17 protein-coding genes are annotated in these 15,040 nt (G+C 42.6%); 13 read left to right on the forward strand and 4 right to left on the reverse strand.

Translation table 11 applies throughout. The annotated features are described in order from the left end of the window. The first annotated feature begins 103 nt into the window (after positions 1-103). Positions 104-379 carry a YlbG family protein gene (locus BN1765_RS08245; protein WP_050614665.1) on the forward strand — a complete coding sequence of 92 codons (276 nt, stop codon included), beginning with the start codon at positions 104-106 and terminating at the stop codon, positions 377-379. Positions 380-604: 225 nt separating this feature from the next. Here BN1765_RS08245 and BN1765_RS08250 read toward each other — a convergent pair whose 3' ends face one another. Beyond that, positions 605-994, reverse strand: coding sequence for a DUF7147 family protein (locus tag BN1765_RS08250; RefSeq protein ID WP_050614666.1), 390 nt, complete (start codon positions 992-994; stop codon positions 605-607). Positions 995-1,153: 159 nt separating this feature from the next. Here BN1765_RS08250 and BN1765_RS08255 point away from each other — a divergent pair, with 159 nt between their 5' ends. From BN1765_RS08255 to coaD, 3 genes are all read left to right on the forward strand, one after another. Further along, positions 1,154-2,554 carry a stalk domain-containing protein gene (locus BN1765_RS08255; protein ID WP_050614667.1) on the forward strand — a complete coding sequence of 467 codons (1,401 nt, stop codon included), beginning with the start codon at positions 1,154-1,156 and terminating at the stop codon, positions 2,552-2,554. Between the two features lie 291 nt (positions 2,555-2,845). Beyond that, on the forward strand, positions 2,846-3,403 hold the full coding sequence (rsmD, locus tag BN1765_RS08260; RefSeq protein WP_050614668.1) for a 16S rRNA (guanine(966)-N(2))-methyltransferase RsmD: 558 nt from the start codon (positions 2,846-2,848) through the stop codon (positions 3,401-3,403). 18 nt (positions 3,404-3,421) lie between these two features. Continuing rightward, positions 3,422-3,913: a pantetheine-phosphate adenylyltransferase gene (coaD, locus tag BN1765_RS08265; protein WP_050614669.1), complete on the forward strand. Its 492-nt coding sequence runs from the start codon at positions 3,422-3,424 to the stop codon at positions 3,911-3,913. A 55-nt stretch (positions 3,914-3,968) separates the two neighbouring features. Here the strand turns inward: coaD and ylbJ are convergent, their stop codons facing one another. Continuing rightward, positions 3,969-5,165 carry a sporulation integral membrane protein YlbJ gene (gene ylbJ / locus BN1765_RS08270; RefSeq protein WP_050614670.1) on the reverse strand — a complete coding sequence of 399 codons (1,197 nt, stop codon included), beginning with the start codon at positions 5,163-5,165 and terminating at the stop codon, positions 3,969-3,971. A gap of 181 nt (positions 5,166-5,346) precedes the next feature. Here ylbJ and BN1765_RS08275 point away from each other — a divergent pair, with 181 nt between their 5' ends. Continuing rightward, positions 5,347-6,147 carry a patatin-like phospholipase family protein gene (locus BN1765_RS08275; protein WP_050614671.1) on the forward strand — a complete coding sequence of 267 codons (801 nt, stop codon included), beginning with the start codon at positions 5,347-5,349 and terminating at the stop codon, positions 6,145-6,147. Beyond that, positions 6,137-7,153, forward strand: a complete 1,017-nt coding sequence (locus BN1765_RS08280; RefSeq protein WP_050614672.1) for a SepM family pheromone-processing serine protease — start codon at positions 6,137-6,139, stop codon at positions 7,151-7,153. The genes BN1765_RS08275 and BN1765_RS08280 overlap by 11 nt, the downstream gene beginning before the upstream one ends. Positions 7,154-7,240: 87 nt before the next feature. Here BN1765_RS08280 and BN1765_RS08285 read toward each other — a convergent pair whose 3' ends face one another. Continuing rightward, positions 7,241-8,452 (reverse strand): nucleotidyltransferase, encoded by a 1,212-nt coding sequence (locus BN1765_RS08285; RefSeq protein WP_050614673.1) that lies wholly within the window; start codon positions 8,450-8,452, stop codon positions 7,241-7,243. A gap of 263 nt (positions 8,453-8,715) precedes the next feature. On the opposite strand from BN1765_RS08285, the gene BN1765_RS08290 reads away from it, so the two are divergent. From BN1765_RS08290 to BN1765_RS08305, 4 genes are all read left to right on the forward strand, one after another. Next, positions 8,716-9,234 carry a YceD family protein gene (locus BN1765_RS08290; protein ID WP_050614674.1) on the forward strand — a complete coding sequence of 173 codons (519 nt, stop codon included), beginning with the start codon at positions 8,716-8,718 and terminating at the stop codon, positions 9,232-9,234. 71 nt (positions 9,235-9,305) lie between these two features. Next, the gene (rpmF, locus tag BN1765_RS08295; RefSeq protein WP_050614675.1) at positions 9,306-9,479 is read left to right on the forward strand and encodes a 50S ribosomal protein L32; all 174 of its coding nucleotides are present in this window, start codon (positions 9,306-9,308) and stop codon (positions 9,477-9,479) included. An 81-nt stretch (positions 9,480-9,560) separates the two neighbouring features. Continuing rightward, positions 9,561-10,322, forward strand: a complete 762-nt coding sequence (locus BN1765_RS08300; RefSeq protein WP_050614676.1) for an enoyl-CoA hydratase/isomerase family protein — start codon at positions 9,561-9,563, stop codon at positions 10,320-10,322. Positions 10,323-10,395: 73 nt separating this feature from the next. Continuing rightward, positions 10,396-11,007: an RsfA family transcriptional regulator gene (locus BN1765_RS08305; protein WP_050614677.1), complete on the forward strand. Its 612-nt coding sequence runs from the start codon at positions 10,396-10,398 to the stop codon at positions 11,005-11,007. A 35-nt stretch (positions 11,008-11,042) separates the two neighbouring features. Here the strand turns inward: BN1765_RS08305 and BN1765_RS08310 are convergent, their stop codons facing one another. Further along, positions 11,043-11,501: an N-acetyltransferase gene (locus tag BN1765_RS08310; RefSeq protein ID WP_050614678.1), complete on the reverse strand. Its 459-nt coding sequence runs from the start codon at positions 11,499-11,501 to the stop codon at positions 11,043-11,045. Between the two features lie 375 nt (positions 11,502-11,876). Between BN1765_RS08310 and BN1765_RS08315 the strand changes: the two genes are divergently transcribed. The 3 genes from BN1765_RS08315 (at position 11,877) to bshC (ending at position 14,899) form a co-directional block, all read left to right on the forward strand. Continuing rightward, positions 11,877-12,767 carry a 2-dehydropantoate 2-reductase gene (locus BN1765_RS08315; protein WP_050614679.1) on the forward strand — a complete coding sequence of 297 codons (891 nt, stop codon included), beginning with the start codon at positions 11,877-11,879 and terminating at the stop codon, positions 12,765-12,767. After that, entirely contained in the window at positions 12,768-13,154 is a 387-nt protein-coding gene (locus tag BN1765_RS08320; RefSeq protein WP_050614680.1) for a DUF3397 domain-containing protein, read from the forward strand. It abuts the gene before it with no gap. 116 nt (positions 13,155-13,270) lie between these two features. Then, positions 13,271-14,899: a bacillithiol biosynthesis cysteine-adding enzyme BshC gene (gene bshC, locus BN1765_RS08325; protein ID WP_050614681.1), complete on the forward strand. Its 1,629-nt coding sequence runs from the start codon at positions 13,271-13,273 to the stop codon at positions 14,897-14,899. Positions 14,900-15,040 lie beyond the last annotated feature (141 nt).

Here is a 15,040-nt window from a genome sequence, read left to right on the forward strand (position 1 = left end):
CAGCCAAGATCCCAGAAGCTGCTCCTCACTAAAGCAAATGCGGTTGAAACTTATTAGAAAATTATGCTACACTGTTTGTAAATAGAGTATAGGAGATTACAATATGATTGGTGCAAGACAAGGAATAATTGTATATTTACATACGTTGAAGCAGGTCAAGATGCTCAGACGATTCGGCAATATCCATTATGTTTCAAAGAAGTTGAAATATGTGGTGCTTTATACGAATATGGCCGACATTGATTCAACGGTTGAAAAATTGAAATCCTATTCTTTTATTAAGAAAGTCGATGTGTCGCAGAAACCGTTTATTAAAACAGATTATGAAAACTCTAAACCGGATAAAGCGAAGGAATATGATTACAAGATGGGAATATAGAGAGCGGGAAAGCAAGTGATAGGCGAATCCGCTCCCTTGTATTCCTTTTTTTATGCCGTTTTTTCCATTATAATGCCGATTCCCGCTTCAAATAATGCGCGAAGTAGGAGTCGGCAAATAAGAATTTGATCGGAAGTTTAATAAACGGCCAGTGGGGAATGAGGAATCTCCCGCCAAAGTTTCACTTTCTGCTGCCAAACATCGAAGCCGGCCTCCTTGTTTGTTTTATGATAAAGGCGGCAGGTAGCGGTTCATCCGCAAGATGCCGATGAGGTATTGGAAATAAAGTTCTTTTTCTGCGAACAGAGTAGAAGGCTTTACGTCCAAAGTGATAATTTCCTTATTAAGATCTGCAGCCAGCTGTTCAAATAGTTGATAGCGTTTATTCGGTGTTTCAACGGGATCTGGCAATCCTTCCCGGCATATGTAAATAGGTTGGAAATTCCCTTCCGCGGCTGCGTTCATGACTATAGCAAGAGAGGTTGCTTTTTTTCCTTTTTTCTCGCATTTGAGCGACAAAAGAAAACGGACGCGGTCTTTTGAAGCTCTGCCAAGCTCCAGCAATTCGTAAAGATCGGAATATCCTTCCCCAAGTTCTATAAAGCGCTGTATCAAAATATGATCCCCTTTCAAAATGCATTCAAGATAGCTTTACTGTAACATGAAAGCCCAAAAAAATGAAGAATTCTATAATTTGTAAACATTCATGGTGCCTCTGCCCGGATGAATCTGGTAAATTAGTAATAGATTGAATACTATAAGGGGAAATTGATTATGAAACGGCTATTATATACGTGCTTTTTAATACTCCTTATATCCAGTTGTGTCATCATTTTTTTGCAATGGAATGTGTATTCCCAGGATAAGAAAGCCTTGGCTGAAAAGGCTACGCAGGATGTTAGGCAGCGATTGCAGATCAATCAGGGCGGCCGCGGTTTGACAATCCGACATACTATTACGCATGTAAATAAAGGAGAATACCGCATCACAAATCCTCAGAATGTAGATCTGTACATGAATGGCCAACAGCTAGCCGATCCATCCTTGTATATTCAAAAGGATGACCAAACCGTCACTTTTTCATACAGTTTGCCGTTTGATTCGGCAATTAAAGAGAAATTGCTGATCAACTGGGCAATCAAGATGGAAGGTTTGGACGTCAAGAGTACCACTGTCGAAATCACTTCGCATTCTCCTTTCAAGGGTGTTTGGGCAGCCGGCGCCGCCCAAACAGGCAGAGCTGAAAAGGAATATATAGATTATTTTGTATTTGAGAAAAAGGGCGGTACCTTTCCCCTTTATTACCAACAAGGCGATTTGAGTGTCAAAAAGTTGGCTAATGGGCTTTATCTCTATTATGAGAAAGGGATAGAAGCAGATTGGGATTTGGTTAGCTCGATTTTCACACGTTTTCCTGATTTGAAGGATAAAGGGATCGTTGTCACATCGATGCATCCCGAGTACTTTTCTGACTCTATTTTTTTCTTGAAGAACATCAATAACAGTGCCTCCCTTCAGAAAAAAATCAATCAAGCCAATTTGGATCTTCTCTATCCTTTCAAAGCATCCAATGAGTCATGGCAGCAAGGCGTTCTGGAGGCATTAGCAAAAGGCGATGACAGTCCGTCTTCCTTAAAGAGCATAAAGATGGCAGCCAATTTAAGGGAAGCGTTATCTGAGGATGACATTTCCTTATTTCTTCGCCTTGTCAGGGCAGCAAGTAAACCGTTAAGCGCTGATCAATTGGACCAATTATTATCCAGCCTGACAGGTGATGACACTATATTTTTCCGAAGCAACAGAAACGGGCAGCTGCCTTTAGAACCGCTTTACCACAGCGATGAAAGATTACTGGAAGTGAATGGAGCCGAATTGGGGAATAGGATGATTGTATGCCGGTCCGAGGAGCTATATCCTTTGGCAGCTGTCATGGAAGCGGCGGGATATCAAACGATAGAAATGAATGCCAAAACCATCTTTGTTATCAAAAAAATGGACAGTTTACGGCTGTATGCGGATAAAAATATTTTTGTGTTGAACGGTAAAGATTATGCCATATCTGGAATACCAATCATAAAAGTGAACGGAGTAACTTATATCAGAAAAGAGTATTTGAAAACAATTTTTGGTGCCCTCATCAACGAGGGAAAAGATAAGATTACTTTGTCTATGTGAAAATAGGCAAAAAAAACCCTGCAGATCTACTGCAGGGTCCTTCTATTTCCTTTTGCCAAGGATTAGAAGGGAAAGGGAGAGGAGAAACCGGAGGAAGAACTTATGGGGAAACGTAAGTCTTCTCCGCGGTTGGCAACAACATCCTTGATATAAGGTGCTGTTACTTATAGTATGACCCAAATCGGGGGCCTTATTCATTCATTATCGAATTCATTTCATATTGGCTTAGGTAAATTGATTATGTTAGGATAAGGAAGATATGAATCTGTAGGTGAATAGTGGTGATATACAATGAGAGTAGTTTCAGGAAGCTGTAAGGGGAGACCTTTGAAGGCTGTACCCGGTTCCACAACTAGACCAACTACCGATAAGGTGAAAGAGTCTCTTTTTAATATTATTGGCCCTTATTTTGAAGGCGGCCGAGTGTTGGATCTATTCGCAGGAAGCGGAGGCTTAGGCATTGAGGCTTTAAGCAGGGGGATGGACGAAGCAATCTTTATAGATAGAGAATTTAAAGCCATCACAACTATACGAAGCAACCTGGAAGCATGCCGTTTTACGGAGCGGGCTGAAGTATATAAAAATGACAGTGAAAGAGCGCTTAAGGCTCTGATGAAAAGAAACAAAAAGTTTGATCTTGTTCTTTTAGATCCGCCCTATAAACAACAAAAGTTAATCAGCATTATGTCCGTCATTGATGAAAACGGATTGCTTGAAGAAGATGGGGTCGTTGTTTGCGAGCACAGCAATGATGTAGAGCTGCCTGACCAAGTTGGCAGATTGTCTTTGTGGAGGCAGGAGACGTATGGCATGATTGTCATATCCATTTATACTGCCGCCGTTGAGTAAAGGTAAGGGGGAAGAAGTATGTCAAAAATCGCGGTTTGCCCCGGAAGTTTTGATCCGATTACCAATGGGCATATCGATATTATTCAAAGAGCGGCAAAAGTCTTCGGTGAAGTACATATCGCAGTTATGGTCAATTCCGCCAAACAACCGCTTTTTTCAAGTGAAGAAAGAGTGGAATTAATCAGGGAAGTTACAAAACATATACCGAATGTGACTGTTGATACTTCGACAGGTTTGCTGATGGATTATTGCAAAAGTATTAATGCGGATGCCATTATTAGAGGATTGCGTGCAGTGTCTGACTTTGAATATGAGATGCAGATTACTTCCATGAACAGGGTGCTGAATGATTATATCGAGACCTTTTTTGTGATGACCAATAATCAATATTCGTTTCTGAGCTCTAGCATTGTCAAAGAAGTGGCTAAATATAAAGGGGATGTCAGCTCCCTGGTGCCGCCAGCGGTTGAGCGTGCGCTGAAGGCAAAATTCCACAATGATGAGCAATGACAAAAAGCTGTCTGTCCCTTCTGGGGACCGGCAGCTTTTTGGTTTTACCGGGCGATTACATACGAACCTTTTTGCGGTAGAGAATATATACATATAGAGCAAGGAAGAAGATGGTCAAAACCGGGCCGGCTGAACTAATCGCCTGATACCAATCGTGGCTGGGGGTACCGACGACCGGCATTGCGTTTGATGGCCTTCCCTGTAGAGTAAGCCCCTCATAGACTGGCTTCCAGATCAGCAATGTAATCAAGCTGGCGATGAAGCCGTGAATGATCCTCGCGAAAAAAAAGGGGGCAAAACGGATATCTGTCTGGGCCAGTATGCTTGCCGCCTGTGCCTGTACACTTAGACCGCTGAACGCTAGAATGAAAGAAGTAATGATCGCTTGATGAAGCAATGAGACTCCGTGTATTCCGCTTGTCATTTGGGAACCAAGCGTCATTTCGAATAATCCTGCTACAAGAGGTATGCTGAAATCAGCCGGCAAATGGAAGAGCCCCAAAATAAAGCTGAAGCATGACGCCAATATGTCTGTAATATTCATGATGTATAAAAGCTTGTTAATGACTGAAAATAAAATAATAAATCCGCCTATTAGAAGCAATGTTTCAATAGACGAGGAAACGGCATCCCCCAAAATTCTGCCGAACGGCCGTTTTTCCTTAATGCGGGTACGGTGCATTTCGCCTAGGGCCTGTTTAATGGAAGGAGTCTTTTTTCTCTCATCGCGTTTCTTTTCCTTGCCATAAAAACGCATAATCAAGCCGACTATAAAGTTACCGGCATAATGGGCGATGGCCAGCACGATCCCTATTTTAGGATTTTGGAAAAAACCGATTGAGACTGCTCCGAAAATAAACAGGGGATTTGAAGAGTTTGTGAAGGAGACAAGCCTTTCCGCCTCTATCTTAGTGATTTGATTTTCATTGCGTAGCCTTGCAGTCAATTTAGCCCCGGACGGATAGCCTGAAGCCATGCCCATCGCCCACACAAACCCACCGACTCCCGGCACTTTGAATAACGGCCTCATTAACGGTTCGAGCAGGACACCAATGAAGGCTACAACACCGAAAGAAATAAGTATTTCTGAGATGATATAAAATGGCAAGAGGGAAGGGAAGACGATTTCCCACCACATATTTAAACCGCGTATACTTGCTTCGAGCGATGGCTGCGGGAACTTTATGAGAGCCCCTGCAAGCGTGACGGTACTTAGAGCCAGCGCAATGGTTTTAATATAAGATTTATTCACCTAACAGGCCTCCTATGAAAAGTGGAATCTTTGCAGGTTTCCCGAGCAATGGTACACTGATTTACATATATATGTATAAACGGTGTAAGAGCCTTGTCCTCTTACACAAATATACGCTTCAAGGATGTTTTTAGAACATCTGGCACTCATATTCATGATAAGATGAAAGGAGATTTTATAGGTGGAACAGTTGCCTAAGATCGGGCTTGCCCTGGGTTCGGGGGGAGCCAGAGGGTTTGCGCATCTCGGTGTGATCAAGGTATTGATTGAAGAGAACATACCTGTTTCCTATATAGCCGGCAGTTCAATGGGCGCGCTGATCGGTTGTCTCTTTGCGGCAGGGACCGATCTGGAACAATGGCAGAAGATTGTTTCCCGCTTTAAAAGGAAATATTATCTTGATTTTACAGTTCCAAAAATGGGCCTGATCAAAGGAAACCGGATTCGCGATTTTATAGGAATCTTTACGCATTGGAAAAACATCGAAGAACTGGACATTCCGCTCGCTGTTGTTGCCGCTAATCTCCATTCAGGCAAAAAGGTTGTATTTACAGAAGGGTTGATTGCCGATGCTGTGAGAGCGAGCATCTCTATCCCAGGAATATTCACTCCGCCGATCATAGACGGGCAGCTGCTGGTTGACGGCGGTGTAGTGGATCGCGTGCCTGTATCGGTTGCCAGAGAGATGGGAGCGGACTTTGTTATAGCGGTGGATGTGTCCCATATAAAAGAGGACAGTGAAATCCATTCCATCTATGACGTTATCATGCAGTCCCTGGACATATTGCAAATGGAGCTAGTAGACCATCGGGAAATTGCCTCTGATATTATGTTAAAGCCACGCGTCGAGCAATTTAATTCCCGGGCATTCACTAATATAGAGGAGATTATCTCCATTGGAGAAAGTGAAACAAGAAAGCAAATAGACAAAATTAAAATAGAAATCGAACAGTGGAAGGGGAAACAGAGAGATGAAGCGTAGACATTTAGGGAGAGCCTTGGCGATGGTTATTTTCGTTGCCGTGGTGGTCTCCTATTTCATTCCGCTTCCTTACTATGTCACGAAACCGGGGATGGCCAAGGAGCTGGCTCCCATCATCAAGGTGGAAGATGGCTATAAGGAAAGCGGAGATTTCAAACTTACGACGATTTCCATGGGGGAAGCGAATGTATTTACATATGGTTTGGCAAAACTGATGAAGTATTGGGATATTTATCGTGAAGATGAGATACGCGGGGAAGAAGAAACTGATAAACAATATGAGATGAGACAGCTGCAGGAAATGGAAGGTTCCAAGGTGAAGGCCATTATCTCGGCTTACCGTGAAGCGGGCAAATCGTACACGCCCATCTATCGCGGCGTATATGTGTATGGGATTGTAGCCGGACTGCCGGCCGAAAAAGTGCTTGAGGTAGGGGACCGGATCACCGAAGTAGATGGCCAACGTTTCACATCCTCCAAACAGTTCATTCATTATGTCTCAGGCAAAAGAGCAGGGAAAACGCTCAAATTGGAAATCATCCGGGATAAACAGGCTTTGCAGAAAGAAGTTCAATTGGCGAAGCTGCCGAAAACCGGAAAAGTCGGAATGGGCATTGTTTTGGTGGATGATGTAGCAGTCAAAACGGAGCCGAAAGTAACCATTGATACAGCCAAGATTGGCGGACCTTCCGCCGGATTAATGTTTACACTTGAAATCTATAACCAGCTGGTCAAAGAGGATATCACCAAAGGGAAGGACATTGCCGGCACTGGGACGATGGATGAAAACGGCAACGTGGGGCCAATCGGGGGCATACACCAAAAGGTTGTTGCTGCCGATAAAAGCGGGGCTGAAGTGTTCTTTGCCCCTAATGAAAAAGGCGAGGCCGGATCAAATTATTCGGTGGCCAAGAAAACAGCGGAAGATATAAACACCGATATGAAAATCGTACCGGTCGACACTTTGCAGGATGCCCTGGACTATTTAGAAAAAATGAAAAAATAAAGGCAAAAAACACGACCTTTTTTATGTCGTGTTTTTGTTTCTTATTGAGGGAAAAAACCCTGCGCTAAATCTTTCTGAATAGCTTTGTCACATGATGACGGGCTGCTGGTATTCCCGCTTGAACAGTTGTTGCTGGCCAGCAGGCGGAAGGGGAAGACTGTGGACTTTAGCCGCTTTGACATCAAGGGCCAGTGCCTCGTAAGCAGCCGAGCCGATTTTGGAGATGAGAGGCAGCTCGAATTGTTTTTTCTTTTCGTTCATATACATTCGGCCTTTTTGGTTGAATCCCAGGATGCGCAGGTAGGCGGGTGAATGCATCAGCCGGTTCATTTCGTCTTTTTTAGTCTGCGTCAAGATATGGACACATATGCGTTGCAATCTGGTCAATGTATATCGTTTTGTCTTAACGAAGGAAATAAAGGATGCGAAAGATCCGGATGTTTGTGCAGCTTCCTTCAATCGGTATTCAATGCCTTCTTCGACTTCGTAAATCGTTCTTAAGTGTTCTGGGGAACTAACAAGCAGCATGTATTGGAGAAGAGGCCAATAGAGCTCCCAGTGATGCAATTCATGGAAAGTATGTATATGGGAAGTCAATTCTTCAAATGAGGCCTCTGGCATAAAAGCTTTGGTCTGCGAATTGTCGCCGTTGCTGTCCATGATGCTTTTACGGATGCTGGTTGCGCTGGCGATCTGTCCCTCAGGCAGTTTTTCGTCGTGATATTGTGCACCGATTCTATTGATGAGAGCCGGCGTTATGCGATAATGATTATTTAACGCAGCCGCTATATATTGATAGCCGAGGATATTATTCGGTTTTGACAAATCGATGGAATTCTCTTCGCTTGGGGCTATTTGTCCCCACGCTTTACTGACTGCGGTTGGATAATTAAAGCCTTGTTTGCTGAAGCTACGGATAGCGTCATCCAGTGCTTCTTTTTTCTCTTGCATGATTCTATAAGCCTGCCGGAACTGCTGGATGGTGCCATTTTCGCTTCCAAAACAGAAATAGTCGCAGCGGAGGGCCTCAAGTAAGGAGACGGCGCCTTCGGCAAATATCTTTGCATGTTGGGTGCTGTAAATATACGGCAGTTCGATGACGAGATCGACGCCGTTTTGTAGTGCCATCCTGGTACGGGCCCATTTATTAATCAGCGCCGGTTCGCCCCTTTGCAGAAAAGAGCCGCTCATTACTGCTATCACAATGTCGCTCTCAGTAATTTGCTTGCTCTTTTGCACATGATAATGATGGCCATTATGAAAAGGATTATATTCAACTACTACTCCTACAGCCTTCATGGAAAACCTCCTTTATAAGGGAAGAGAGGAACGGTAAATTGTTCTCTTTTTTCTCTACGTCCTTTATAGCCTATTATAGAAGATATAAGCGGGCCAAACAATGGACTTTCTTTGCAATGCCGTGCTTTAAAATGCTACAATACACAAATAAACAATCGGAAAGTGATAAATATGCAAACAAAGGAAGATAGCTGTAAAGAAATTATATTGACAATGTATAAAATGACAGATATAATTACCTTTGTTGCCTTGAGGTGATATGAATGAAATGGACAATAACTCAACTTCAGAAGTATCGGGGAAAAGGACTTGTTCTTGATGAGAAAGTGGATGTTTCGGAAATAAAAGAAACAGATGCGCAAATACGCGATGTTTCTCTTATACATGTAACTGGCAAAGCGGATGTCAACGCGACGAATATCACGTTCCATATCCATTTGTCAGGCGTAATGGTCTTGCCTTGTGCAAGAACGTTCGTAGATGTTGAATATCCAATCGACATTAGTACAACAGAGGTCTTTTTGTTAGATGACAATTATGAAAGCCAGGAACATGAGTTTTCAACGATTGTGAAAGGCGATGTAATTGACTTAATGCCGATTATAAGAGAGAATTTATTGTTGGAAGTACCGATGCAAGTCTTTTGTGAAGACGCAAGCCCAGAGGGGGCTGCTCCTCAATCAGGTAAAGATTGGGCTGTTGTCACATCGGACCAGCAGGAGAAAAAAATTGATCCTCGCTTAGCTGATTTAGCAAAATTCTTTGACAACGACAAAAAATAATGACAGTAACAAGAAGATTCGGGATGATCCGATCCTTGCTTCTTAAACCATTTTTTAAGGAGGTGGGAATAATGGCTGTACCTTTCAGAAGAACGTCTAAGACTGCTAAAAGAAAACGCCGCACTCATTTTAAACTTGAGGTGCCAGGTATGGTAGAATGCCCAAACTGCGGTGAAATGAAACTTTCACACCGTGTTTGCAAAGAATGTGGAACATACAAAGGAAAAGAAGTAGTAAGCAAATAATTCTTTTCAAAAATGGCTGTAATGAATTTAGTTCATTATGGCCTTTTTTTGTGCCTGGACGATTAGGGGAGGAGAGGGAAGATGGAACCTATTTTATTGAGAGAGGTTAAAGAGGATGGAATTGTGATTTTACAAATAAACCGTCCCGCTCAAATGAATGCCATTAATTTTGCCATGATTGAAGAATTGCAGTCGGCGCTGGATTGGGCAGAACAAGACGAAACGATCAAAGTGCTCATTCTAAGAGGAGCAGGTGATAGAGCTTTTTGCTCGGGGGGCGACTTGGGAGAATTCCATACGCTGACCACAAAAGAAAGCGCATACAAAATGCTATGGTCGATGGGGCGTTTATTATTGCGGATTGCTGAATTCCCGCGCCCTACGATTGCCTACTTAAATGGCGCTGCTGTCGGGGGAGGATGCGAAATTGCGGCTGCGTGTGATTTCAGGCTGGCCAGTGAAGGAGCAAAAGTAGGTTTCATACAAGGCAATCAAGCCATTACCACCGGCTGGGGCGGCGCTTCTTTGCTATATGAAAAATTACAGCCGGCTTCAGCGCTCGAAATGCTCTATTCAGGTAAGGTATACAGAGCCACAGAAGCGATTGACATGGGTTTTGTCCAACGGCAGGTTGCCGGGATCGAGGAAGTCCTAGAGTTTGCGGCCCCAATTGCAGCTAAGCAAAGCGCAGTACTGGCGGCTTATAAAGAGGCATTAGTGAAGAAATGGGCACAATCGCGGCTAGCTGAAAGAATCGAGGAAGAAATCAGGAGCTGTTCATTTCTGTGGGAGGGAGACGACCATCTAAACGCTGTACGTGCCTTTAATAGCCGTTCAAAATAAAATCTTCCAGAATCATTTCTATCTTTTCTATCACATGCATACTATGTAGTAAAACAAGCGAGGAGGGAGCGGAATGTCTGTATCAAGGCAAGATGCTTGGACTCAGGATGAAGATTTGATTCTTGCAGAAATTGTTTTGCGGCATATAAGGGAAGGCAGCACACAGTTAACGGCCTTTGAGGAGGTTGGGGCACAATTGTCGCGCACACCGGCGGCATGTGGTTTCAGATGGAATTCGGTTGTCAGAAAGCAGTATCAGACAGGTATAGAACTGGCTAAAAAGCAAAGAAAAGAATCGAAGTATAACCCCGTTTCGGCAAAGCCTGTTAATAAAGCGGAGGAATTGCCTGATGTTGCAGAAGGAGAAGCCGGCCTGCATTTGGAAGATGTGCTCTCATATATTATTTCACTGCAGAGCAGGGCGGCCACCCGCAGTGGTGAAGAAGGCCAATTACAATCACTGCACGAACAACTCGTCTATTTACAGGAAGAAAATAAGATGCTTAAAGAAGAAGTAAAAGAGTTATCGGATAAACTGTTAATGGTGGAAGATGATTATCGAGCCTTAATTGAAATTATGGATAAGGCGCGAAAATTAGTGATTTCCGATGACCGAGCGAATAAGCAGAAAGTGCGTTTTCAAATGGATAAGAATGGAAATTTGGAACGCGTCAATAAGAGTTAAGTTAAAAGGAGAAGCGCATGAGCACTTCTCCTTTGTTATGCTTGCTCCGGCTGCCAGATCAAAGGGTTCTCGCCAAAGTCGCGTTCCATATCATAGGTCACAGGTTTAAATCCCATCTTATTCCAAAATTCCAGGGAATGGATTCGCGGGTTTGTTTTGATTGGCAGGCCGATACTTTTAGCATAATCTACAAGCGCTTTGCCATAGCCTCTATGTTGATAGTCCGTCAAGACCTCGAGTTTCCATAATTCGAGAAACTCTTGTGCCGGGGTGAAATATTGGTCTGATTTCGCACTTCTTTTATAGAGAGACATTCTGGCAATCAATTTATCGCCATAGTAAATGCCGTAGAAGGGCGATTCACTGTCATTTTCAATGATATTCGTTTCCAGGTCTTCCAACATGGAGAGTTCTTGAATGCCGTATTCCTTGAATTTCTTGAACTCTTCCAACGTTTTATAGTTGACTAATAGACGCTCCACTTTGCAATTCATATACAATCCCCCTGTTTTTTGGTTTCCCTTTCATTCCTCTTGTTCGCTTAAAATGTTTAGAATATTGAATTATTTGTTTTTAGGGAAGTACTTCCTTTTTGATTATATACCACAATGGTGCAAAATGCTCGATAGATGACAGGAGTAAACACACTGTTCAATGGTTGATTCCATCTAGCGCCAAGACTCCCGCTTCAAAAGACGCGTTAAGACGGAGAAGTGGGAAATGAAGCGTCAGTAAGAATCCGGTTGGTTCAATGAATGATTAGCGGGGGAAGAATAACACCCCCAATAAAAGTTTCACTTTATCATATTTCCCTTCATTTCGTAATTTGATAAAATAGGAATATATCTAATCTTATTGGAGGATCAACCATGAAAATCGGCGTAGTAGGCGGTGGGTCTATCGGCTTGTTAATTGGTGCTTATTTATCGGAAAACCATGATGTTACCATTTTTACAAGAAGCAGCGAACAAGCAAGCATCATCAATGATGACGGGGTGATCCTAGCAAAAGATAATGGTCAGATACGGGCAAATTGCAGTGCAAAACCGATTGGCCAGCTGGATTTTCATCCGCAGGATTTGCTGATCATCACTGTCAAACAATATCATTTACAAGATGTAATCCCGAATTTGCCGATTGTACATACTAATCTATTGTTCCTGCAGAATGGGATGGGCCATCTTTCTTTTTGCCGGCAGCTTTCGGATAATCATGATGTGTTTGTCGGGATTGTCGAACACGGGGCGCTGCGCACCGATTTGAATCAAGTTGTACATACCGGTAAAGGCGCCATAAAAATTGCCCCTTTTACACATGGTAAGAAAGAAATCAGTGGATTGACTGGAACAGTAAATTTCCCAATCCGTTATGAAGAAGAATATGAGTCCATGCTGCTAAAAAAATTGTGTGTAAACGCGATGATTAATCCGCTCACTGCCGTACTCCGCGTAAAGAATGGCGAGCTGCTCGCAAATCCCCACTATCATCAAGTTTTTATGCAGCAGTTCCAAGAATTGGCCGCTATCCTGGAGCTTACAGACGTAAACGGCATGCGGAAACATATTGAAGAAGTATGCCAGCGCACAAAAAATAATATCTCTTCCATGCGGAAGGATGTAGAGGAAGGGAAGCCTACCGAAGTGGATGCCATTCTAGGATACATCCTAGGCATAGCAAATGAACGGCACACTCCCGCACCCCTTATAGCCAGCATGTATTCCATGATCAAAGGGAAGGAGTATGAAAGAAAGGAGCACTGAATGGGAACTGTTTTTGCGTGGATTATTGCAACACTTGTTACGGTGCCGGCAATCGGCTACCTTTTAGTATTCATCAGCACGAAGCAGATTACGAAAAATCATCGGACAGCTGTGGATTTAGCCATGAACAGTTCGGCGTTTTTATTCATCCTGTCTGTGTATTTCCTGGTTAAAACCATTTGGGATATTTCGTTATTCTGGATTATCCTATTGGCCTTTATCCTGATCAGCATATGCATCATTTTCCTCCACCTTAAAGTGAGGAAGGAAATCATTTTTAGCAAGGTATTCAAGGGAATCTGGAGGACTAATGCGCTGGTTTTCATGTGTGCGTACGTTGTTTTGGTTATTTTTGGGGTCTGCAAGAACGTAGTTGCATTATTTTAATGGATAGCCGTACCATAGGCCCGGGGTAGATTACCCGGGCGTATTTTTTTGTATTTACATAGTGGGATGATATACTTTAACATGATTAGAAGAAGCTGTGGAAAGGACGTACTGTGATGGAAATAAAGGAAATCGTATTGCCATCTATCAACCAATTTGCTTCAGACTATGTAAAGAATCTGTCCCATGTACAAGATTTTTTTCATTATGATGTAAAGGACGTTAAGGTATACGAACAACGATATCAAGATTTAATGGAGCGGTCATTCCATCGAGAAAGACTAGCTGTGACAATAGAATCCTATATGGAGAGATACGGACTTTCTCCTCAAGTGAAAAAAAACCTGGCCAGATTGAAAATGGAAGACTCAGCTGTGGTCATTGGCGGCCAGCAAGCGGGGCTGTTGACAGGGCCGCTTTATACAATCCATAAAGTTATTTCTATTATTAAACTGGCAAATGAACAAGAAGCCTATTTAAAGAGACCAATTATTCCTGTTTTTTGGATTGCGGGCGAGGACCACGACCTTGATGAGGTTAATCATATATATGCAGAGGAGAAGGGCACTTTTTCAAAAAAAACATATCCAACTGTGCCGCTTTCAAAAATGATGGTATCGGACACGCCTTTTGAAAAGAAAGACGGGGAAAAGTGGCTGAAACAAGTTTTTTCTGCTTTTGAGGAAACAGAATTTACGAGGGGCTTATATAAAAAGCTTACAGATATAGCTGCGGAGCATACTAATTTCACGCAATTCTTCTCAGCTATAATCAATAACCTATTCAAAAGCTACGGCTTATTGCTGATCGATGCTGCATATCCGCCATTCAGGGAAGGTGAATCTTCGTTCTTCCAAACATTAATTAAAGAAAACCGAGCAATAAATGCACGTGTTCAAGAACAACAGGCGTACATAAAAAGAAGTGGATATAAGCCAGCCATTGAAATGGACGAAAGGAATGCCAACTTATTCTTTTATTCTAATGGTGAAAGGACATTGCTCGAATACGATTGTACCCAAAAAGTATTCACTGGCAAAAACAGAGATCTCTCTTTTACAGAAGCAGACCTGCTTGAGTTGGCCAAATCAGAACCTTGGAAGTTAAGCAATAATGTAGTTACACGGCCGTTGATGCAGGAGCATATGTTCCCGGTATTGGCCTTTATTTCCGGGCCGGGTGAGATTGCTTATTGGGCTGAATTAAAAAAAGCATTTGAACATCTGGAAATGAAATTGCCGATTGTTGTGCCAAGGATGAACATCACTATTTTAGAGCGTAAAATCCAAAAGGATCTTCAGGAAGTCGATATGGATTTATACGAAGCATTGGTCAAAGGGACTGACCATGCCAAAAAAAGATTTCTGGCAAGTGTGGAAGATGAACAGTTGGATGTCGTTTTCCATAAAATGGAATACCAATTGAAACAGAACCACTCATTGGTAAGCGAAGCCGCTTTGCAGATCGATAAAGGATTAGCGCCACTTCTTGAGAAAAATGAAGCGTTCATCATGAATCAGCTGCAATTTTTGCGCGATCGTATTCAAGCGAGCGTGGCTTTCAATCACCGCCATATACTGAGCAAGTATACGAGAATTGCCAATGCTTTACGGCCAAATGGCGGACCGCAGGAACGGTTATTGAATATCTTCTATTATTTGAACTTATATGGGGAAGATTTTATTGACCAGATCATGGCGCTTGAGCTGACGAATAATTCTTTCCATAAAGTGATTGTTCTTTAAGAAAGGAAAATAAAGGGCCGGGAGTGGTTACACTCCCGGTTTTTTTACTATTGCCCTTTAGGCTGCTCGTGCATATATATAGAAGAAGTGTGGGAAAGTTTATTCTTTCTTTTTGAACATTTTAAGAAAGCATCAATTCCA

This window comes from Bacillus testis (assembly GCF_001243895.1).
GTDB classification, from domain to species: Bacteria; Bacillota; Bacilli; order Bacillales; family DSM-1321; genus Bacillus_AD; species Bacillus_AD testis.